Origin of the sequence: Microbacterium meiriae, from assembly GCF_032364335.1 — a bacterium.
Taxonomy (GTDB): Bacteria; Actinomycetota; Actinomycetes; order Actinomycetales; family Microbacteriaceae; genus Microbacterium; species Microbacterium meiriae.
Genome location: NZ_CP133984.1, coordinates 2,130,578 through 2,151,326, shown reverse-complemented (window position 1 = coordinate 2,151,326; position 20,749 = coordinate 2,130,578). Strand labels below are relative to the sequence as shown.

Below are 20,749 nucleotides of genomic sequence, written 5' to 3'. Positions count from 1 at the left end.
GGCCCGTCACAGCCGCAGTGAGAGTGGTCCGTGGGTCTCTGAGCTTGTCGAGGGGACGCAGGGGCACGCGAGGTGGTACCGCGGTCCGCGAGGATCGTCCTCGCAGCAGCATCCGCCACGACGACCACTGCGAGAGACCATGACCTACCCGCGCTCCTCCTTCGGCCCCGCTGCCGACCCTTCGACCAGCTCAGGTACCCAGGGGTCTGTGGCGCCGAGCCCCCGCTTCCCGCAGATCGAGGAGGAGGTGCTCGACTTCTGGAAGACCGATGACACCTTCCGCGCCTCCATCGAGCAGCGCGAGGGTGCCGCCGAGTGGGTGTTCTACGACGGCCCTCCGTTCGCGAACGGTCTGCCGCACTACGGCCACCTCCTGACGGGCTACGCGAAGGACGTGTTCCCGCGCTTCCAGACCATGATCGGCCACAAGGTCGACCGCGTCTTCGGGTGGGACACGCACGGGCTTCCGGCCGAGCTGGAGGCGATGAAGCAGCTCGGGATCACCGAGAAGAGCGAGATCGAGGAGATGGGGATCGACGTCTTCAACGAGAAGGCACGCTCCTCGGTCCTGAAGTACACGCGGGAGTGGGAGGACTACGTCACCCGCCAGGCCCGGTGGGTGGACTTCGAGCGCGGCTACAAGACGCTCGACCTCGGCTACATGGAGAGCGTGCTGTGGGCCTTCAAGACCCTGTACGACAAGGGACTCGCCTACGAGGGCTACCGCGTCCTCCCGTACTGCTGGCGCGATGAGACGCCGCTGTCCGCCCACGAGCTCCGCATGGACGACGACGTCTACCAGATGCGACAGGACCCGTCGGTCACGGTCACCTTCCCGCTCACCGGCGCGAAGGCCGAGGCGCTGGGCCTCACCGGGGTGCGTGCCCTCGCCTGGACGACGACCCCGTGGACCCTGCCGACCAACCTCGCGCTCGCCGTGGGCCCGGACATCGAGTACGTCGTGCTGCCCGCCGGTCCCGCCGGCGCCTCCGACGTGCACCAGGGCCGTGCCGCTCCGTCGGCAGACCAGCTCGCGGTTGAGGCCTCCGCGCACCGCTACCTGCTCGCGAAGGACCTGCTCGGCGGCTATGCCAAGGATCTCGGCTACGAGAGCCCGGAGGACGCGCTCGCCGCGGTCGACGCCACGCTCCGCGGCGCAGATCTTGCCGACGTCACCTACGACCGTCTGTTCGACTACTACGCGGACGAGGAGACCTACGGCACCGGGAACGCCTGGCGCATCCTCGTCGACGACTACGTCACCACGACCGACGGCACCGGCATCGTCCACCAGGCACCCGCCTACGGTGAGGACGACCAGCGCGTCGCCGGAGCGGCCGGCATCCCCACGATCCTGTCCCTCGACGACGGCGGCCGCTTCCTCCCGAACGTCACCGATGTCGCTGGCGAGCTGTGGATGGACGCGAACACGCCGCTCGTGCGCATCATCCGCGACAACGGCCGCCTGGTCCGGCTGCAGAGCTACGAGCACTCCTACCCGCACTGCTGGCGCTGCCGGAACCCCCTGATCTACAAGGCGGTGTCGAGCTGGTTCATCCGGGTCACCGACATCAAGGACGACCTCCTCGCGAACAACGAGCAGATCACCTGGGTGCCGGAGAACGTGAAGGAGGGGCAGTTCGGCAAGTGGCTCGAGGGTGCCCGCGACTGGTCGATCAGCCGCAACCGGTACTGGGGCTCGCCCATCCCGATCTGGAAGAGCGACGACCCGGAGTACCCGCGCGTCGACGCCTACGGCTCGCTGGAGGAGTTGGAGCGTGACTTCGGCACGCTGCCCCGAAACCCCGAGGGCGAGGTGGACCTGCACCGCCCGTACATCGACGACCTGACGAGGCCCAATCCTGACGACCCCACCGGCAAGAGCACGATGCGGCGCATCGGCGACGTCTTCGACGTGTGGTTCGACTCCGGATCGATGCCCTACGCCCAGGTGCACTATCCGTTCGAGAACCAGGAGTGGTTCGACTCGCACTCTCCGGCGGACTTCATCGTGGAGTACATCGGTCAGACCCGCGGCTGGTTCTACGTCATGCACGTGCTCTCGACGGCGCTGTTCAACCGCCCGGCGTTCACGGGCGTCAGCTGCCACGGCATCGTGCTCGGCAGCGACGGCTACAAGATGTCGAAGTCGCTGCGGAACTACCCGGATGTGTCCGAGGTGCTGGACCGCGACGGGTCCGACGCCATGCGCTGGTTCCTCATGTCCAGCGCGGTGCTCCGCGGCGGGAACCTCATCGTCACCGAGGAGGGCATCCGTTCCGGCGTGCGCGAGTTCCTGCTGCCGCTGTGGAACTCGTGGTACTTCTTCGCGACGTACGCGAATGCTTCGACAGGCTCAGCAACCCAGGGAGGCGGGTACGAGGCGTCGTGGCGCACCGACTCGACGGATGTCCTCGACCGGTACATCCTCGCGCGACTGGGCGATCTCGTCCGCGAGGTCCGCGCCGACCTGGAGGGTCTGGACTCGACCACCGCGTCCGCGCGGCTCCGGGACTTCGCCGAGGTGCTGACGAACTGGTACATCCGTCGTTCGCGCGACCGGTTCTGGGTGGGCGTGACGGACGACCCGAAGAGCCGCGAGGCCTTCGACACGCTCTACACCGTGCTGGAGACGCTGTGCCGCGTGGCCGCGCCGCTCGTCCCGCTCATCAGCGAGCGCGTGTGGCAGGGCCTCACCGGCGGGCGCAGCGTGCACCTGCAGGACTGGCCGGATGCGGAGCAGTTCCCGGCGGCCGATGAGATCCGCGACGCCATGGACGCCGTCCGTGAGCTGTCGAGCGTCGGCAACGCGCTGCGCAAGAAGGAGAAGCTGCGCGTGCGCCTGCCGCTCGCACGGCTCACGGTGGTCTCTCCGCTCGCGGCCGACCTCGGCCAGTTCGAGGACATCCTCCGCGAGGAGCTCAACGTGAAGACCGTCGAGCTCGTCCCGCTGACCGACGAGGCGGCAGGGGAGTACGGCATCAGCCACCGGCTGAGCGTGAACGCCCGCGCGGCGGGTCCGCGCCTCGGCAAGGACGTGCAGAAGGCCATCCAGGCCGCGCGCTCGGGTGACTGGTCCGAGACCGACGGCGTCGTCACCGCCGGCGGCATCGCGCTGGAGCCCGCGGAGTACGATCTCGTGCTGGAGACCACGGGTCGCCCCGAGGGGGAGGCCCTGGCCATCGTCCCGTCCGGCGGGTTCGTCCTGCTCGACACCGACACGACGCCCGAGCTGGAGGCCGAGGGCATCGCCCGCGACGCCATCCGCGTCGTGCAGGAGGCGCGCAAGAACGCGGGCCTCGACGTCAGCGACCGGATCGTGCTGGCGCTCAACGCCGCCCCCGCGGAGGCGGCGGCGCTGGAGACCCACGCCGACCTCATCGCCGCCGAGACGCTCGCCGTGGCCTTCGCCGTGCAGCCGACCGATGACCTCGACCGGCTCGTCGACGAGGTCACGAGCCCCGGAGACGGCGTGCATCGGAGCGGGGCGAAGGCCCTCGGGGCCGGGAAGGCACCGCTCCTCGTCACGATCGACACGAACCTGGAGAAGGTGGGCGCATGAGTGCGAGAGACCGGGCCGACGCCGTCTATGAGACGCTGCTGAGCCGTGCCGGGGAACGCTGGGTGCAGCCGCGCAAGGAGCGCACGGCCCGCATCCTCGAGTACCTCGACGACCCGCAGCGCACCTACCGCGTCATCCACATCACCGGCACCAACGGCAAGACGTCGACCGCGCGCATGATCGAGAGCCTGCTGCGCGCCCATGACCTGCGCACCGGGCTGTTCACGAGTCCGCACCTGGAGCGCTTCACCGAGCGCATCATGATCGACGGTGAGCCGATCGCCGACGAGGCCGTGGCCGACGCCTGGGACGAGATCGAGCCGTTCGTGGCGATCGTCGACGCCGAGCTCGAGGCGGCGGGGGAGTCCCCGCTGACGTTCTTCGAGCTGCTCACGGTCCTCGCCTTCGTCGCCGTCGCCGATGCCCCCGTCGACGTGCTCGTGCTCGAGGTCGGCATGGGAGGGGAGTGGGACTCCACGAACACCGCGGACGGTGACGTGGCGGTGTTCGCTCCGATCGACATCGACCACGCGGACCGCCTGGGAAGCACGATCGCGGAGATCGCCCAGGTCAAGGCCGGCATCATCAAAGAAGGCGCTGCCGTCGTCTCCGCCCAGCAGCCGGCTGAAGCCGCCGAGGTCCTGCGTCGCGTGGCCGCGGAGCGTCATGCCACCATCGCCTTCGAGGGCGAGGACTTCGGGCTCTCCGAGCAGAAGCTCGCCGTCGGCGGTCAGCTCCTCACCATCCGCGGCCTCGCCGGGCAGTATGAGGAGGAGTACCTGCCGCTGTACGGCGCGCACCAGGGTCACAATGCGGCCCTCGCCGTCGCCGCCGTCGAGTCGCTGATCGGCGGGGCCGGCCAGGCCATCGCGGGCGGAGTGATCTCGGACGGCCTGCAGGGCAGCACGTCTCCCGGCCGTCTGCAGCTCCTCGGCATCGCGCCCACCGTCATCGTCGACGCCGCGCACAATCCGCACGGCGCCGCAGCGCTCGCCCAGGCGCTGGAGGACAGCTTCGACTTCGACGAGTGGGGACTCGTGCTCGGCGTCCTCGCGGACAAGGACGCCGCAGGCATCGTCGCGCGCCTCGCGCCCGCCGCCGCGCACGTGTTCGCGACCGCGCCGGAGTCCGACCGCGCCAGCGATGCCGACCTCATCGCCGACCTCGTCGAACAGGCCGGACAGCGCGCCACCGTGCACCCGTCGCTCGCGGATGCCGCGGACGCGGCGCGGGAGTGGGCGGCCTCGTCGGATCGTCGGGCCGTGGTCATCGCCGGCTCCGTCGTCCTCGCCGGAGAGGCGATCGCGCTCTCCGAGGAGGAGGACTGGAAGTCGGGGTGGCGCGCGTGAGCGCCTCCGCTGCCCCGCGTCGGCCCCGAGCCCCCCGCACCCTCGTCCAGAAGCTCGCCCCGGTGGTGCTCGGCTTCGAGGCGATCGTCGTCTTCCTCGTCGGCCTCACCATCTTCGGCTTGAAGACGCTTCCGGCGGGCATCGAGCAGTGGTGGGGGATCGTGGGCGGTGCCGTCGTCGCGGTGGCCTGCGTCGTCATCGCCGGCATGATCACGAAGCCGTGGGCGATCGCCGCCGGCTGGATCGTGCAGATCGTCGTGGCCCTCTCGGCCATCGCGGTCCCCGCCGTGCTCCTCGTCGTCCTGATTTTCGGCGGCATGTGGGCGTATGCGACCATCATGGGGGCCCGCCTGGACGCACGACGCCCGAGCGGGGCTCCGACCGCGCAGAACGCAGACACAGAGAGTGAATGACATGGCCACCGAAGAAACCCTCGTCCTCGTCAAGCCGGACGGTGTCGCCCGCGGCCTCACCGGCACGATCCTCGCCCGCATCGAGGCGAAGGGCTACGCGCTCGTCGACATCCGCCTCGTCGAGCCCGACCGCGACCTCCTCGCCGCCCATTACGCCGAGCACGAGGGCAAGCCGTTCTACGAGCCCCTTCTCGAGTTCATGATGTCCGGTCCCTCGGTGGCGATCCGCCTCGCGGGCAACCGCGTCATCGAAGGGTTCCGCTCCCTCGCCGGCACGACCGACCCCACGACCGCCGCGCCCGGCACCATCCGTGGCGACTTCGGCCGCGACTGGGGCCTCAAGGTGCAGCAGAACCTCGTGCACGGCTCGGACAGCCCCGAGTCGGCGGCCCGAGAGCTGGGCATCTGGTTCGACTGACCCCATCTTCACGACGAAGCCCGTCCGCCGGAATGGCGGACGGGCTTCGTCGTTCGAGGAGAGGCGCTCAGAAGAGGATCTTCGCCATCTCGCCGAGGAAGTCGAGGCCCTGCAGCTGCGCCAGGAAGATGATCAGCGCGTACGCGATCACGGTCGCCAGAGGCACCCACGGCATGAGCTTGTCCGCCGCGGCGCGGACCTTCGCGTTGCCCGTGAAGGTGCCGTTGCGGGCGAGGTGGACCATGGTCGCGAAGAAGGTGGGGATCGTCATCGCCCAGGTGACCATGCACCAGGGGCACAGCACGAAGAGGTCGTAGAGGCTCTGGGCGATCAGCCAGCACACGAGGCCGAACGCGAAGGTGATGCCCACCCCGAACGCCGCCCAGAACCACCGGGGGAATCGCGCCCCGGCGAGGATCGCGACGCCGACGACGAGCGGCGCCATCCAGCCGGTGAGACCGATGATCGGGTTCGGGAAGCCGAACACCGATCCCTGCCACGACTGCAGGTTGGTGCTGCACTGGATGAAGGGACTGAGATCGCAGCCGAGCGCTTCCTTCGGATGCTCCAGCAGTGCGAACTTCTCCACGGTGAGCTGGAAGGCGGCGTACCAGCCGATGACGCTCGCGATGATCAACCACACGGCATAGACGACGGGGCGGGTGCGCTGCTCGCTCATGCTCAGGATTATCCCAGCGACGGCTATGGAAAGGGCGAGAACCGCCCGGAGAAAACGGTCGCGGACCGAGGGGATGCCGCGATCGGACCGATGTGGTGCGATAATGACCTGTGATGCGATGAACGGCGTTGCCGCGACACGCGTCGAGCAGACTTCGGGGCCCATGCCCCACGCGACCAGAGCCATGAGCCGGTCGCAGGCCGATTGAGTTCGCGGCACCCGCGGGTGCCGCATGAGATTTCACGGGACACGCAGTGGACCGTGCCAGGGAGCACGCCAGAGATGGCCGATGAGAACAATGACAACAACGCCCCCGCCCTCGACGCCCCGGCTGACGCCGCGGAGCCGCTGACGGCGCCCACCGCTCTCGCCGCGGAGGAGTCGGAGGACACCTCGCGGGATCAGGAGGACGCGGACGACGCGGCGGCGGAGGCCGCGGCGGACGACCGCGCTGCCGAGAACGCGGCGGCCGATGACGCCGCTGCGGCGGCGGACGATGCGGCTGCGGCCGCTGTCGAGGACGCTGCTGCCGCAGACGAGGCCGCCGCAGGCGCGATCGACGCGGCGGCTCAGGTCGAGGAGGCCCCTGCGGAGCAGGGACCCGTTGAGCCGGCCCCTGCCGAGGAGGCTGCCGCGGAGGAGGCTCCCGCCGAGGAAACTCCCGCGGACGAAGCCCCCGCGGACGTGGCTTCCGCTGAGGCGGCGCCTGCGGACAAGACCCCCGCCGAGCCCGAGAAGCCCGCGGCCGTCACCGCCGTGTCGCTCGGTCTGCTGCCCGAGGTGTTCGTGTCGCAGGTGTCGACGCAGCTGCACTTCTACGCGCCGGAGGTCGTTCCGCTGCCTGCGCGCCCCGGTCGTGACGACCGTGCGCCGGAGCGCGACCAGGACGAGCCCGGTGCCGGTCGCCGCGGTCGTCGCCGCCGCGGCGGATCCGAGGGCGACGAGCAGCGGGAAGAGCCGCGGCAGCGTCAGCGGGTCGTCGAGTACATCACCGAGCCGAAGGCCATCAAGGGCTCGACGCGCCTCGAGGCCAAGAAGCAGCGCCGTCGTGACGGACGTGACGCCGGCCGTCGTCGTCCGGTCGTGACCGAGGCCGAGTTCCTCGCGCGCCGCGAGTCGGTCGACCGCAAGATGGTCGTGCGCTCCAAGAACGGCCGCACGCAGATCGGTGTGCTGGAGGACGGCGTGCTCGTGGAGCACTACGTCGCCCGCAACCAGGACGCCTCGCTGATCGGCAACGTCTACCTCGGTCGCGTGCAGAACGTGCTTCCCAGCATGGAGGCCGCGTTCGTCGACATCGGCCGCGGCCGGAACGCCGTGCTCTACTCGGGCGAGGTGGACTGGGACGGCGTCGAGACCGGCAACCAGCCCCGCCGCATCGAGCTCGCTCTGAAGCCGGGCGATCGCGTGCTCGTCCAGGTCACGAAGGACCCGGTGGGTCACAAGGGCGCCCGCCTCACGAGCCAGATCTCGCTGCCCGGCCGCTACCTGGTGTACGTGCCCGGCGGTTCCATGAACGGCATCAGCCGCAAGCTGCCCGACAACGAGCGCGCTCGCCTCAAGCGCATCCTCAAGGAGGTGCTGCCCGAGTCGTCCGGCGTGATCGTGCGCACGGCCGCGGAGGGCGCGACCGAGGATCAGCTGACCCGCGACGTGCAGCGCCTCACCTCCCAGTGGGAGCACATCCAGAAGCAGGTCGAGAGCCAGCAGGCTCCGGCGCTCCTGCACGCCGAGCCCGATCTGCTCGTGAAGATCGTCCGTGACGTCTTCAACGAGGACTTCACGAAGATGCTCATCCAGGGCGAGGAGTCGCAGCGCACCATCCGGGCGTACCTGGAGAGCGTCGCCCCCGACCTGCTCGAGCGTGTCGAGGCGTACGAGGACGACGTCGATCCGTTCGACGCGTTCCGCATCACGGAGCAGATCGAGAAGGCACTGGACCGCAAGGTCTGGCTGCCCTCCGGCGGTTCGCTCGTGATCGACCGCACCGAGGCCATGACGGTCGTCGACGTCAACACCGGCAAGTTCGTCGGCTCCGGCGGCAACCTCGAGGAGACGGTCACGAAGAACAACCTCGAGGCCGCCGAGGAGATCGTCCGCCAGCTGCGTCTGCGCGACATCGGCGGCATCATCGTGGTCGACTTCATCGACATGGTGCTGGAGTCCAACCGCGACCTCGTGCTGCGCCGACTCATCGAGTGCCTGAGCCGCGACCGCACGAAGCACCAGGTGGCCGAGGTCACCTCGCTCGGTCTCGTGCAGATGACACGCAAGAAGCTCGGTCTCGGGCTGCTGGAGACCTTCAGCGAGGCGTGCGAGGTGTGTGCCGGTCGCGGCGTGATCGTGCACCACGACCCGGTCGTGAAGCACCGTGCGAACGGCAGCAACAACGGCAACAACGGCGGTAACGGCAACGGCGGACGCCGTCAGCGCGGGAACGGCGGCAGCAACAACGGCAACGGCGGTGGCAACAACAACTCCGCACCTGCCGCGCCGCCGGTGACCCACAGCATCACCGAGGGGGCGAAGTCGGCCCTCGCGCAGATCGCCGCCTCCACGATCGTGCCGTCCGGCGAACCGGCCGCCGAGGCACCGGCGGCCGAGTCCGCGCCCGTCCCCGCCTCCGAGCGCCCGAAGAAGGCCCGGAAGAAGCGCGGTGACCGGAAGGGGCCGAAGACGCCCACCGAGGAACTGCTCGACTCGGTGCTGGATGCGCTTCCGGAGCCCAAGGCGCCCGGCCAGGGTCGTGGACGGCGCCGGGTCACCACCGCCGCCCTCTCCGGCACGCCGGTGTCGGTGAACTCGGAGGCGTCAGCGCCGCCGGTCGCGTCCGCGGACCCGGAGGCCTGAGGAGATCAGGCGCCGGACCAGCTCCTTGCCGGGGACGTGCTGCGCACCACCGGCGATGAGCCGGGGGACGGCGTCCCCGGGGACGTCGTAGTGGTCGAGGTCGAAGGCCCGGGCGGGGATCCCGTGTGTGCGCGCGAAGGCGTGCAGCTCGTCGAGGTTGTCGTCGCTGACCAGGTGCGCCCACAGGCGTCCATGGGCGGGCCAGCGGGGGTCGTCGACGAGTACGGTCACTCCGTCAGCCTACGACCGGCCCCGTCACCCGGCTCACTTTGCGAGGTCAGCCGGCATCCGGTAAAGTAGTCCCTTGGTGCGCATGCCGCGTCGTCCTCGACGGCCGAAGCGGAGAGTCTTGCATTCGCGCCCGTCGTACCAGCGACGCATGCAAGCAACAGTCTTCCCGTGAGATTCTCGGAGCCGCGTGCTCCCCAACGAAACAGGTATGAAGTGGTTTACGCAGTAGTGCGCGCCGGTGGCCGGCAGGAGAAGGTCGAGGTCGGCACCATCGTTCAGCTCGACCGTGTTCAGGCTGCCCAGGGCGACGAGATCCAGCTGCCCGCCGTGCTGCTCGTCGATGGCTCCACGGTGACCACCGACGCCGACGCGCTGGCGAAGGTCACCGTCACGGCTGAGGTCGTCGGCAACCTCCGCGGCCCGAAGATCGTCATCCAGAAGTACAAGAACAAGACCGGCTACAAGAAGCGTCAGGGCCACCGCCAGGAGCTCACGCGCGTCAAGATCACCGGCATCAAGTAAGACCGAGGAGACCAGGACATGGCACACAAAAAGGGCGCAAGCTCCACCCGTAACGGTCGTGACTCCAACGCACAGCGCCTCGGCGTGAAGCGCTTCGGCGGTCAGCAGGTCCTCGCCGGCGAGATCATCGTCCGCCAGCGCGGCACGCACTTCCACCCCGGCGCCAACGTCGGCCGTGGGGGCGACGACACGCTGTTCGCTCTGGCCGCCGGTGCGGTCGAGTTCGGCGCGAAGGGCGGCCGCAAGGTCGTCAACATCGTCGCCGCTGCTGAGTGATCACAGCACCACGCTAAACATCCGGTTCGGGGCGGGCTTCGGCTCGCCCCGTCCGCGTATCTGCCGTCAGGCACCCCGAGCACACCGAAGGACTCGCACATGGTCACGTTCGTCGACACCGTCACACTGCACCTGCGTGCAGGCAAGGGCGGCAACGGCTGCGTCTCGGTGCACCGCGAGAAGTTCAAGCCCCTCGGTGGCCCCGACGGCGGCAACGGCGGCGACGGCGGCGACATCGTGCTCGTCGCCGACACGCAGACCGGCACGCTGCTGTCCTACCACCACTCGCCGCACCGGTCCTCTGGCAACGGCGGACCGGGCATGGGGGACCACCGCTCCGGTTTCGACGGCGAGACACTGGAGCTGCCCGTCCCGGTCGGCACCGTGGTCAAGAGCCCGAGCGGCGACGTCCTGATCGACATGATCGAGCCCGGTGAGCGCTTCGTCGTGGCGGCGGGCGGCCAGGGCGGCCTGGGCAATGCGGCCCTGGCGACTCCGAAGCGCAAGGCTCCCGGCTTCGCCCTGCTCGGCACCCCCGGCTTCGAGGGCGATGTCGTCCTCGAGCTCAAGACGGTCGCGGACGTGGCGCTCGTCGGCTACCCGTCCGCCGGGAAGTCGAGCCTCATCGGCGCGATCTCGGCCGCGCGGCCGAAGATCGCCGACTACCCGTTCACGACGCTGCACCCGAACCTCGGCGTCGTCCAGGTGGAGGACTTCCGCTACACCGTCGCCGACGTGCCGGGCCTCATCGAAGGTGCGAGCGAGGGCCGCGGCCTCGGGCTCGAGTTCCTGCGGCACGTGGAGCGCTGCTCCGCGCTGCTGCACGTGCTCGACTGCGCGACGCTGGAGCCGAACCGCGACCCGATCTCCGACCTCGAGGTCATCCTCGCCGAGCTCGCCGCGTACGAGGTGCCGGAGGGGCAGACGCCCCTGCTGGAGCGCCCGCAGTTCGTGGCGCTGAACAAGGTCGACGTGCCGGAGGCCCGTGACCTCGCCGATCTCGTGCGTCCTGATCTGGAGGCCCGCGGATTCCGGGTCTTCGAGATCTCCACGGTCTCGCACGAGGGGCTGCGCCCGCTCACCCTCGCCCTCGGCGAGCTCGTCGAGAAGCACCGCAAGGAGACCGCGGTCGAGGCCCCGCGCGAGCGCGTCGTCATCCGCCCGAAGGGCGCCGTGAAGCCGTTCACGATCCGCGTCGAGGGCGGCACGTACGGCAACGTCTACCGCATCCTCGGTGAGAAGCCGGTGCGCTGGGTGCAGCAGACCGACTTCCAGAACGAGGAGGCCGTGGGCTACCTCGCCGACCGTCTGGAGAAGCTGGGCGTCGAGGACGAGCTCTTCCGCCTCGGCGCCGTCCAGGGTTCGACCGTCGTCATCGGCGAGGGCGACAGCATCGTCTTCGACTGGGAGCCCACGATGAGCTCCGCCGCCGAGCTCATGTCGGCGCCCCGCGGCACCGACCCGCGTCTGGCTCCGAACGCCCGCCGGACCACGTCCGAGCGTCGCGAGAAGTACTACGAGCGCATGGACGCCAAGGCGCAGGCGCGCGCGGAGTTGGAGGCGGAGCGCCTCGCCACGTACCGCGAGGACGAGGCGTGACCGCACGCACGCGCGCCGATCTCGCGACGGCGACGCGGATCGTCGTGAAGGTGGGCTCGTCGTCCATCAGCGGCGAGTCGTCCTGGCGCATCCCGGTGATCGTCGAGGCGCTGGCGGCGGCGCACGCCCGCGGGGCCGAGGTCGTGCTCGTGTCGTCGGGAGCGATCGCCTCCGGCATCCCGTTCCTCCGTCTGGATGCGCGGCCCACCGATCTCGCCACGCAGCAGGCCGCGGCCGCGGTCGGCCAGAACATCCTCGTCTACCGGTACCAGGAGGCTCTGCGCCCCTTCGACATCGTCGCCGGCCAGGTGCTGCTCACGACCGGAGACCTGGAGAACCCGACGTCGCGCTCGAACGCGCGGCGGGCCATGGAGCGCCTCCTGGGGCTGCGCACGCTGCCGATCGTGAACGAGAACGACACGGTCGCGACACAGGAGATCCGCTTCGGCGACAACGACCGGCTCGGCGCCCTCGTGGCCCAGCTCATCGAGGCGGACGCCCTCGTCCTGCTCAGCGACATCGAGTCCCTCTACACGCGGCCTCCGAGCGATCCCGGCGCCGAGCCCATCGACGTCGTCGCCCCCGATGCGGACCTCTCCGGGCTGGAGTTCGGTGCGACCGTGGTCAACAGCGTCGGCACCGGGGGAGCGGCCACGAAGGTCTCCGCTGCCCGACTCGCGGCGGCCTCGGGCATCGGGGTGCTGGTCACCAGCGCCGACCTCGTGGCGCAGGCCCTTGCAGGCGCCGACATCGGGACCTGGTTCGAGCCCGCCACCTCCTAGACTGGGCGGATGACCGACCTCACCCCTCAGACGCGCCTGGAGCGGGCCAAAGAGGCCTCGCGGGCGACCGCCGCCCTCACGAGCGACGACAAGGCGCGGGCGCTCGACGCCATCGCCGTCGCCCTCGAGGAGAACGCCGCCCGCATCATCGAGGCCAATCAGCGTGACGTCGCGCGCGGTCGGGACGACGGCATCGGCGAGTCGCTCATCGACCGCCTCCGCCTCGACGAGAAGCGGGTCTCCGCCCTCGCCGCGGCCGTCCGCGACGTGGCGGCCCTGCCCGATCCGGTGGGTCGCGTGGTCGGCGGACACCGCATGCCGAACGGCGTGGCTCTGGAGCAGGTGCGCGTCCCCTTCGGGGTGGTCGGGGCGATCTACGAGGCGCGTCCCAACGTCACGGTCGACATCGCCGCCCTCGCGCTGCGTTCGGGGAATGCGGTCGTCCTGCGGGGAGGCAGCGCGGCGCTCCATTCCAACACCGTGCTCGTCGACGTCATGCGTTCTGCCCTCGGCGACGCCGGGGTGACGCCCGAGGCGATCCAGACCGTGGACGACTTCGGGCGCGACGGGGCGAAGGCGCTCATGCACGGCCGCGGCTTCATCGACGTGCTCGTCCCGCGCGGCAGCGCCGGGCTCATCGAGACGGTGGTGACCGAGTCGACCGTGCCCGTTATCGAGACGGGCGCCGGGAACGTGCACATCCTGCTCGACGAGAGCGCCCCCGACGACTGGGCCTGCGACATCGTCGTGAACGCCAAGGTGCAGCGCCCCAGCGTGTGCAATGCGGTCGAGACGATTCTCGTCCACCGGCAGGCGGCGCCGCGCCTGATCCCGCTCGTCGCGAGCGCCCTCATGAGCGAGGGGGTGGCGATCCACGGCGACGACGTGGTCGCCGGGCTCGTGGCGAACATCATCCCGGCCACGGAGGAGGACTGGGCGACGGAGTACCTGAGCCTGGACGTCGCGATGAAGGTCGTCGACAGCCTCGACGACGCGCTCGACCACATCCGTCGCTACAGCACGGGGCACACGGAATCCATCGTCACCACCGATTCCCGCAGCGCGGAGCGGTTCCTGGCCGAGGTGGATTCGGCGGTGGTGATGGCGAACGCGTCCACTCGGTTCACCGACGGGGCCGAGTTCGGCTTCGGTGCCGAGGTCGGGATCTCGACGCAGAAGCTGCACGCGCGCGGTCCGATGGGGCTCTCCGAGCTGACCAGTACGAAGTGGCTTGCGCGTGGGGCGGGTCAGACGCGCGGCTGAGGGCTAGACTGGGGGACGCTGTATCCCTACAGGACCCCCGAGACAGCACGCCACGAACGGAGTCAGGATGAACCTCGTCGCACAGATCGCGATGGCCGCCGCAGAGACCGAGCACCACGGCAACGTGGCTCTCGAGACCCTGATCTTCGGAGTCATCGCCGCGATCGTGTTCGCCGCTCTCGGCTTCGTGACGCTGTCGTACAAGAACGTCGCGAACCGCCACTCCGCCAAGGCAGAAGCCTGGGCGGCGAAGCACGGCAAGGACCACGAGGCGGGACACGGCCACTAGGCCCTCATGAGCACCGCGACCACGCGCGCACCGCGCATCGGCGTGATGGGCGGAACCTTCGATCCGATCCACCACGGCCACCTGGTCGCCGCCAGCGAGGTCGCGCACTCGTTCGATCTCGACGAGGTGGTGTTCGTCCCGACGGGTCGTCCGTGGCAGAAGGCCGACGTCACGCCCAGCGAGCACCGCTATCTGATGACCGTGATCGCGACGGCGTCCAATCCGCAGTTCACGGTGAGTCGGGTGGACATCGACCGCGCGGGACCGACGTACACGATCGACACCCTCCGCGACCTCAAGGAGCAGCGGCCGGACGCCGAGCTGTTCTTCATCAGCGGCGCGGACGCCGTGGCGCAAATTCTCAGTTGGAGAGACCATGATGAACTGTGGGAACTGGCCCACTTCGTCGCGGTCTCCCGCCCAGGACACGTTCTGAGCATCGACGGCCTCCCGAGCGACGATGTCAGCCAGCTCGAGGTGCCGGCGCTGTCGATCTCGTCGACGGACTGTCGTGACCGCGTCCGTGACGATCAACCGGTCTGGTACCTCGTCCCCGACGGGGTCGTCCAGTACATCGCGAAGCATCATCTGTATCGGAGCAAGGCATGAGCACATCGGATCAGCGAGGTCCGCTGACGCGGAAGCAGCTGCGGGAGATCCGGTTGACGGGATCCACCCCGATCATCAGCGAGGAGCAGGCGAGCGCCGCCGCGGCGGAGGCCGCGACGCCCGCACCGCCGCTGCCTCGTGCCGCCGAGCCCGTCGTCCTTCCCTCGGCGCCTGTCGCTGACACGTCCGTCGATCCTGACGCCGCGCCGCTGACGCGGCGTCAGGCACGCGAGCAGGAGAAGATCAAGACCGCCGCGGTCCCGGCCGTCGGCGCGGAGGCGGACGACACGACCGATGAGGCTGTGGTGGCACAGCCCGATGGGTCCGACGACGACGACGACGTCGTCGACGACGAGGTCGCTGCGGAGCCCGTCCGCGCGGTCGACGTCGCCGACACGGTCGGAGACGTGCCGCTCGTCGAAGAGCCCGTGGAGGCGCCGGAGTCCGAGCCCGAGGACATCTCCGTCGTGCTCGGCGTCTCCGAGCAGGACGGCCCGGGTGGCGAGGACCTCCTCGACAGCGACGACGACGGCGATCTCGACGAGCGCGACGTCGACGAGGTTGAGCGCCCGACCGTGAGCCCGACGTTCGGGCAGGGCGTGCTGCAGGAGGAGGCTCCTGCCGAGCCGGCGCCTTTCCGCCCCTCCTTCGATGAGCTGCTCACGTCGAACGACTCCGGCGGCACCCAGCACTCGGCGCCCAATGCGCTGATCTTCACGCCGTCGCCCGGCGAGGGCTCCCTCTCCGGACCGGTCGCCTCCACGGGCGAGATCCTCGTCACGGGGTCGTACGAGCTGCCGAAGGGCCTCGGCTCGCAGGGCCATGCCCACGGCACCACGGACGGCAAGGAGGTCGACGCTGTGCTCATCGACGGTGAGCTTCCTCCGGCGTCCTCGCCCACCCCCATCGCCGCGAGCTCCGCGGTCAGCACCATCAAGCCCGCCGGCGAGGTGATCCGTCCGCCGGCCCCTGAGAAGGGCAACCGGCTCATGCTGATCGCCGCCATCGTCGCGGGCGCCCTCGCGCTGGGCCTGGGCACTGCCCTGGTCATCGCCTTCACAGGAAACGTCTTCTGATGCAATCACCCGAAACCGCCGAAGAGATGCTGCGCATCGCCGCCGAAGCCGCCGTGGCCAAGGGTGGTGAGGACCTCGTCGCGCTGAACGTCTCCGAGCCGCTGCCGCTCGTGGACATCTTCCTGCTCGTGACCGGTAACAGCGAGCGGAACGTCGCCGCCATCGCCGATGAGATCGAGGACCGTCTCGTCGAGTCCGGGCACAAGCGCGTGCGCCGGGAGGGGCGCGCCGAGGCGCGGTGGGTGCTGCTGGACTTCGGCGACCTCATCGTCCACGTCTTCCACCAGGAGGAACGGGTCTACTACGGCCTGGAGCGCCTGTGGAAGGACTGCCCGGTGATCCCCCTCGAGGTCGCCGAGACCTCGGCCGACAACCGCTGACATGGCCACGCACCTGCTGACCGGTGCGGGCTCCGGCATCGGTGCCGTCCTCGCGCGGCGACTCGTGGAGCGCGGCGACGACGTCGTGGTGCTCGCGCGCGATGCGGGACGGGCCAGGCAGATCGCCGACGACCTCCCCGGGGTCTCGACGCTGGTCGGTGACCTCGCGCAGCCCGGCCGCCTCTCGTGGGCCCTGTCGAAGCAGAGCCTTCCCGATCGCATCGATTCCCTGGTGCACGCGGCAGGGATCGTGGACCTCGGATCGGTGGGGGACCTCACCCCGGCGCTCTGGGAACAGCAGCTCGCGGTCAACCTCGTCGCCCCGGCGGAGCTCACCCGGCTCCTGCTCCCCGTCCTGCGCGTCTCGCGCGGGCACGTCGTCTTCGTGAACTCCGGAGCCGGGCTGCGGGCGAGCGCCGGGTGGTCGGCCTACGCGGCCTCGAAGCACGGCCTGCGGGCCCTCGCGGATGCGCTTCGGCAGGAGGAGGCCGAGCACGGCGTCCGCGTGACCTCGGTCTATCCGGGACGCACGGCGACGCCGATGCAGGAGCGCGTGCACCGGCAGGAAGGCCAGGAGTACGACGCCGCCCGGTTCATCACGCCGGAAGCGGTGGCGACGACGATCCTCGCCGCGCTCGATCTTCCGCGGGATGCGCACCTCACGGATCTCACCGTGCGTCCCCAGGGCTGAACAAGCCGATCTGACCATTCTCCTGCACCTCCTCACGAGGGTGTCAAGGCCCTTCCCTTCCCCGGCGGGGTATCGGAGGCTCGTCATCAGAGAGTCCTGGAGGGCCGACTGATGTCAGAAGTTCCTGATCCCCGTTTCGTGCTTCACCGCATCACGCCGTCGGAGTGGGTGATCAACGACCTGCGCTATCCCCAGAACGATCCGCGCCATGTCGTCGCCTGCGTGTACGAGCTCGCGGACACCGAGGTCGAGGTGACGTGGCTGCGTGATCTTCCGCTCGCCATCCGGTATGGCACCGCGTTCGAGGTACTGGAGGAGGTCGAGCGGATGCAAGGCGCCAGCCGAGCCACGCGCCCCATCGCGATCCCGTCTCGCCCGCCGCTGCTGGCCACCTGAACCCGCACGAGAAAGGGCACCCCTCCGCGAGGAGGGGTGCCCTTTCTCACGTCCCGGTCAGTCGTCGTCGCCGATGACAGCGGCGCGGTCGGCCTCTGCGCTGTCGACCTGGGCGTCGTCCGCATCCTCGTCGAGCACCTCTTCGCCGTCGACTTCACGCGTGGGGAGCTCTTCGGCGTCCCCATCCCCGTCGGCGATCGGCGGGAGGGGCGGGATCGGGGGAGTCGTGTTGGACATGTCGTCTCCTTTCGTCGGATGCCCTCTGTCTACGCGTGTACGCGATGGTGGAGGAGGCCGTTGACGGGTGGCGGCTTGGACGGGTACGGGCGTCGGGCGTCAGGATGCGGGGGGAGTGCTCCCGCCCCCGGGACCGCCGCTCATCCCGGCAGAGGCTTGCTGGGTGACACTGTTGGCATAGTCGTTCGTCGGATCGCGGTAGATGGTGTGCACATGTCCCCAGCCCGATGTCGTCACACCGTCGACGTCGGCGCCGGCCGAGCCCTGCTGTGCCTGGAAGGCGATGTAGATGTTCGGCCCGGAGATGGAGAAGTCGATGCCGTTCCCGGAGGTCATGTCGTACACCGTCGCCCCGGACCAGGCGATGACGGTGTCGTCCAGGGTCTTGTCGATCTCCGCCAGCGCCGCGGCGGTGGTCTCCTCGTCGCTCATCCCGGCCCAGTTGGCGATGAGCTGGAGAAGGAGATCCCGCTGCTCGTCGGAGAGGTCGCCCCCCGACAGCCCGGCTCCGGTGGCGAAGTCGCAGGTGTCGCCCGGTGCGCACATGCTCACATCGCCGGAGGCCAACGTAGCCTGCTGGTCGGCGGTGAGGCTGTCGAAGAACGCGAACGCGTCCGTGTAGATCCCCTCGAACGGCTGCACCTCCTCGCCGTCCTCGTCGGTGTAGACAGCGGGTTGGACGCCGAGGTGCGTGGGAGCGAAGGTGATCGCGTCGGCGTCGCCGTCCAGCGTGGCGTTGATGCCGAGGTGGTGTCCGCCGAACTGCACCTCGAAGGCGCTGTCGGTCGCCGTGGGATCACCGAAGAAGGCGATGTAGTACTGGCCGAGGGAATCCTCGGTACTGCTGCTGTTCTCGGCGAGGTACTCGTCGCCGCCCATGATCCCGGTGACGGTCGCGTAGGCCTCGTCGCTGAGGAGAGACTCCATCACGGCGAGGGCAGCGGTCCGCTGCTCCTCCGTCAGGTCGGCGAGGTTCAGACCCGCTCTCTGCACGAAGGTCACCGGGAAGTTCGACCACGACGTCGTCTTCGTCTCGTCGTCGAAGTCGTACGACACGGCCTTCTTCTGCTCGTCGCTCAGCGTGGCGAGGAAGGCCGCAGCGGCGGCGGACGTGTCGGCGATCGTCTCCGCGGTCGACCCGGCGTCCGTCGACGCCGCCGTTGAGGTCGCGGCGGAGGATGACGCGGAGATCGTCGGTTCGGCGGTCGTGGCCGCCGCGCAGCCGCTCAAGACGAGGCCGCCCGCGAGGACGAGGCCGGAGAGCCAGGCGAGGCGTTTCGTGACGGGAGAGGGAGTCGTGTTCATGCCCTCCACGCTAGGAAGGTGATCGATGGGGTTTCTTTGCGCCGTCGATGCGCATCCTATGAGGTGCGGGCATACCGTGTTTTTTCGGATGACCAGGACTTCATCCGCGCGGAGGGGGCGCATACATCGACCGACCGATTCGCGACGAGAGCGCCGGTGACAGCGTGGAGGTATGAGCACGAAGAGACCAATCGTCCTGGGAGTCTCCATCGCCGCCGGCCTGGCGATCATCGGAGGACTGGGCGCCGCCGGTTACTACCTGTTCAACCAGCCGACCGACTACCGCATCACGTACGAGCTCCACGGTCTGAGTGGCGACGAGACGATCCGCTACCAGGACACGGCCTTCGCCGAGGGCTTCGTGTTCGGGACCAAGGAGACGGAGGAGACGGTCGTCGATGCCCGCGCCGGCGACATGACCATCGAGGCCATCGTCACCGAGGGGGAGGAGGCGGCTGTCGTCATCGAGAACCCCGGAGCCACCGTGACGTGCGCGATCGTGCAGGACGCGGGTGACGCGAACCTCGAGGTCCTTCGCACGGACGAGGAGATCGCGACGGCGGGCTCCGTCACCTGCCGCGCCGTCCTCGACTGAGCCTGTCGGCCCGCATCGCCTCAGGCATTCGCGCGACAACAGGCGTCCCCTCCCCGGGGGCCTGTTGTCGCGCGATGGCATGAGCTAAGGGAGGTAGCGGTCCACGATCGCGCGGAGCTCTGCGTCGTCGGGCGCGGTGGTCACCCCGGTCACGCGCTGCAGCGTCGCGAAAGGAGTCGACGCCGAACCGGTGGGAGCGGGCTCGATCTGCGTCTTCCAATCCGGGGCGATCCGGTCGAGAAGCAGTCCGAGCTGGGCACCGGTGAAGTACGAGTAGTCGCGTTCCAGGACGATCTGCTGCTCGGGATCGGAGACCGGACCTTCGAGGCCATCGGTGAAGGTCCGCTGCACCGGGGTGAGTCCTCGCGCCCTGTCGAAGGCCCGCTCCACGTAGGTGGCGGTCCCCTCGATCGCCTCCAGGTCGATCTCCGCCTTCAGGGTCGGCCACGTCGTGTAGCGCGCCATCCGAACGGTGGCGAGGTCGGACGCGAGGACGGCCAAGGCCTGCGGGTCCGTCTCCGTCTCCACCCGGTCGAAGATCCGCGCCTCGACACGCAGCAGCTCGTACTGCGCCTCGGTGTGCGGGTAGTCGGGGATGAGCCCACCGGCTCCCCATGGCCAGGCACCGGGAGCCTCCGGGTCGAGCCCCTGCTTCGTGACGTGGAAGTTCTCATGCAGGGAGAAGCGCTGGAAGCCCTGAGAGGTCGTCGTCTCGGTGTCGAGCATCGCCTGGTTGTACTTGAACGCGAGGACGTCGCGGTCGCTCACATCGATGACAGCGAAGTTCGACGGGGCATACAGCAGCCATTCCCCGACGGCGAACGTCCGGCTGATGCGGACGTCATCGAGGTGGGAGGCCCCGGGGACGTCGATCTTCGCCATGCCCGACGTGTCCGTGACGCCGCTCATGTTGACGAGGATCGCGTGCGACCAGAAGGAGCTCTTCTCCCCGTCCGTGCGCAGCAGCACCAGCGGCTGGTCCTCGTACCGGTACGCATCCGTCCAGATCTCCGCCGCGTGTGTCGCCGTGATGTCGTATTGCTCCGACAGCTGCGTGAGCATCTCCTTGTCGGTGGCATCGAGGCTTTCCCAGTTCGATGGCGCCGGGGCGAGCAGGCGCCATGCGATCACCCCGCCGATACCGAGAGCGATGACGGCGAGGATGCTGAGGATCACGGAGACGATGCGGCGACCGCGAGACCGGGTCGGGGAAGCGTGCATGTGTAA

Annotated in this window: 22 protein-coding genes; 17 read left to right on the top strand and 5 right to left on the bottom strand. The window is 69.4% G+C overall.

Translation table 11 applies throughout. The features are described 5' to 3' along the window. Positions 1-139: 139 nt before the first annotated feature. The 4 genes from ileS to ndk are packed head-to-tail and all read left to right on the top strand — an operon-like array spanning position 140 to position 5,742. On the top strand, positions 140-3,562 hold the full coding sequence (gene ileS / locus RI211_RS10355; RefSeq protein WP_315637616.1) for an isoleucine--tRNA ligase: 3,423 nt from the start codon (positions 140-142) through the stop codon (positions 3,560-3,562). Continuing rightward, complete coding sequence (locus tag RI211_RS10350; RefSeq protein ID WP_315637617.1) at positions 3,559-4,911, top strand: bifunctional folylpolyglutamate synthase/dihydrofolate synthase; 1,353 nt, start codon at positions 3,559-3,561, stop codon at positions 4,909-4,911. Before ileS ends, RI211_RS10350 begins: the two co-directional genes overlap by 4 nt. Continuing rightward, complete coding sequence (locus RI211_RS10345) at positions 4,908-5,324, top strand: DUF4233 domain-containing protein (RefSeq protein WP_315637618.1); 417 nt, start codon at positions 4,908-4,910, stop codon at positions 5,322-5,324. Before RI211_RS10350 ends, RI211_RS10345 begins: the two co-directional genes overlap by 4 nt. A 1-nt stretch (position 5,325) precedes the next feature. Next, complete coding sequence (gene ndk, locus RI211_RS10340) at positions 5,326-5,742, top strand: nucleoside-diphosphate kinase (protein WP_071329548.1); 417 nt, start codon at positions 5,326-5,328, stop codon at positions 5,740-5,742. A 67-nt stretch (positions 5,743-5,809) separates the two neighbouring features. On the opposite strand, the gene RI211_RS10335 is transcribed toward ndk, so the two are convergent. Then, entirely contained in the window at positions 5,810-6,421 is a 612-nt protein-coding gene (locus tag RI211_RS10335) for a vitamin K epoxide reductase family protein (protein ID WP_315637619.1), read from the bottom strand. Positions 6,422-6,703: 282 nt separating this feature from the next. Here RI211_RS10335 and RI211_RS10330 point away from each other — a divergent pair, with 282 nt between their 5' ends. Continuing rightward, positions 6,704-9,271 carry an Rne/Rng family ribonuclease gene (locus RI211_RS10330; RefSeq protein ID WP_315637620.1) on the top strand — a complete coding sequence of 856 codons (2,568 nt, stop codon included), beginning with the start codon at positions 6,704-6,706 and terminating at the stop codon, positions 9,269-9,271. Here RI211_RS10330 and RI211_RS10325 read toward each other — a convergent pair. Beyond that, entirely contained in the window at positions 9,233-9,502 is a 270-nt protein-coding gene (locus tag RI211_RS10325; RefSeq protein WP_315637621.1) for a DUF4031 domain-containing protein, read from the bottom strand. The genes RI211_RS10330 and RI211_RS10325 overlap by 39 nt on opposite strands. Before the next feature lie 213 nt (positions 9,503-9,715). Between RI211_RS10325 and rplU the strand changes: the two genes are divergently transcribed. The 11 genes from rplU (at position 9,716) to RI211_RS10270 (ending at position 17,385) form a co-directional block, all read left to right on the top strand. Further along, entirely contained in the window at positions 9,716-10,024 is a 309-nt protein-coding gene (rplU, locus tag RI211_RS10320; protein ID WP_187661701.1) for a 50S ribosomal protein L21, read from the top strand. Between the two features lie 18 nt (positions 10,025-10,042). Beyond that, positions 10,043-10,300 carry a 50S ribosomal protein L27 gene (gene rpmA / locus RI211_RS10315; protein ID WP_025104972.1) on the top strand — a complete coding sequence of 86 codons (258 nt, stop codon included), beginning with the start codon at positions 10,043-10,045 and terminating at the stop codon, positions 10,298-10,300. Between the two features lie 99 nt (positions 10,301-10,399). After that, a complete protein-coding gene (gene obgE, locus RI211_RS10310) occupies positions 10,400-11,899 on the top strand; it encodes a GTPase ObgE (protein ID WP_315637622.1) in 1,500 nt (499 codons plus the stop codon). Further along, on the top strand, positions 11,896-12,681 hold the full coding sequence (gene proB / locus RI211_RS10305) for a glutamate 5-kinase (protein WP_187661699.1): 786 nt from the start codon (positions 11,896-11,898) through the stop codon (positions 12,679-12,681). The genes obgE and proB overlap by 4 nt, the downstream gene beginning before the upstream one ends. Positions 12,682-12,690: 9 nt before the next feature. Next, positions 12,691-13,944, top strand: a complete 1,254-nt coding sequence (locus tag RI211_RS10300; protein WP_315637623.1) for a glutamate-5-semialdehyde dehydrogenase — start codon at positions 12,691-12,693, stop codon at positions 13,942-13,944. 67 nt (positions 13,945-14,011) lie between these two features. Beyond that, positions 14,012-14,233 (top strand): hypothetical protein, encoded by a 222-nt coding sequence (locus RI211_RS10295; RefSeq protein ID WP_187661697.1) that lies wholly within the window; start codon positions 14,012-14,014, stop codon positions 14,231-14,233. A gap of 6 nt (positions 14,234-14,239) precedes the next feature. Continuing rightward, positions 14,240-14,842, top strand: a complete 603-nt coding sequence (gene nadD, locus RI211_RS10290; protein WP_082749995.1) for a nicotinate-nucleotide adenylyltransferase — start codon at positions 14,240-14,242, stop codon at positions 14,840-14,842. Further along, positions 14,839-15,918 (top strand): hypothetical protein, encoded by a 1,080-nt coding sequence (locus RI211_RS10285; RefSeq protein ID WP_315637624.1) that lies wholly within the window; start codon positions 14,839-14,841, stop codon positions 15,916-15,918. The genes nadD and RI211_RS10285 overlap by 4 nt, the downstream gene beginning before the upstream one ends. Beyond that, on the top strand, positions 15,918-16,298 hold the full coding sequence (gene rsfS, locus RI211_RS10280) for a ribosome silencing factor (protein WP_101845246.1): 381 nt from the start codon (positions 15,918-15,920) through the stop codon (positions 16,296-16,298). The genes RI211_RS10285 and rsfS overlap by 1 nt, the downstream gene beginning before the upstream one ends. A 1-nt stretch (position 16,299) precedes the next feature. Next, entirely contained in the window at positions 16,300-16,989 is a 690-nt protein-coding gene (locus RI211_RS10275) for an SDR family oxidoreductase (RefSeq protein ID WP_315637625.1), read from the top strand. A gap of 138 nt (positions 16,990-17,127) precedes the next feature. Continuing rightward, complete coding sequence (locus RI211_RS10270; protein WP_231919629.1) at positions 17,128-17,385, top strand: hypothetical protein; 258 nt, start codon at positions 17,128-17,130, stop codon at positions 17,383-17,385. A gap of 57 nt (positions 17,386-17,442) precedes the next feature. On the opposite strand, the gene RI211_RS10265 is transcribed toward RI211_RS10270, so the two are convergent. Further along, entirely contained in the window at positions 17,443-17,622 is a 180-nt protein-coding gene (locus tag RI211_RS10265) for a hypothetical protein (RefSeq protein ID WP_315637626.1), read from the bottom strand. A 99-nt stretch (positions 17,623-17,721) separates the two neighbouring features. After that, positions 17,722-18,927, bottom strand: coding sequence for a DUF3500 domain-containing protein (locus tag RI211_RS10260; RefSeq protein WP_315637627.1), 1,206 nt, complete (start codon positions 18,925-18,927; stop codon positions 17,722-17,724). Positions 18,928-19,099: 172 nt separating this feature from the next. On the opposite strand from RI211_RS10260, the gene RI211_RS10255 reads away from it, so the two are divergent. Then, the gene (locus RI211_RS10255; RefSeq protein WP_315637628.1) at positions 19,100-19,522 is read left to right on the top strand and encodes a hypothetical protein; all 423 of its coding nucleotides are present in this window, start codon (positions 19,100-19,102) and stop codon (positions 19,520-19,522) included. An 84-nt stretch (positions 19,523-19,606) separates the two neighbouring features. Here the strand turns inward: RI211_RS10255 and RI211_RS10250 are convergent, their stop codons facing one another. Continuing rightward, on the bottom strand, positions 19,607-20,743 hold the full coding sequence (locus tag RI211_RS10250; RefSeq protein WP_315637629.1) for a hypothetical protein: 1,137 nt from the start codon (positions 20,741-20,743) through the stop codon (positions 19,607-19,609). Between the last annotated feature and the right edge of the window lie 6 nt (positions 20,744-20,749).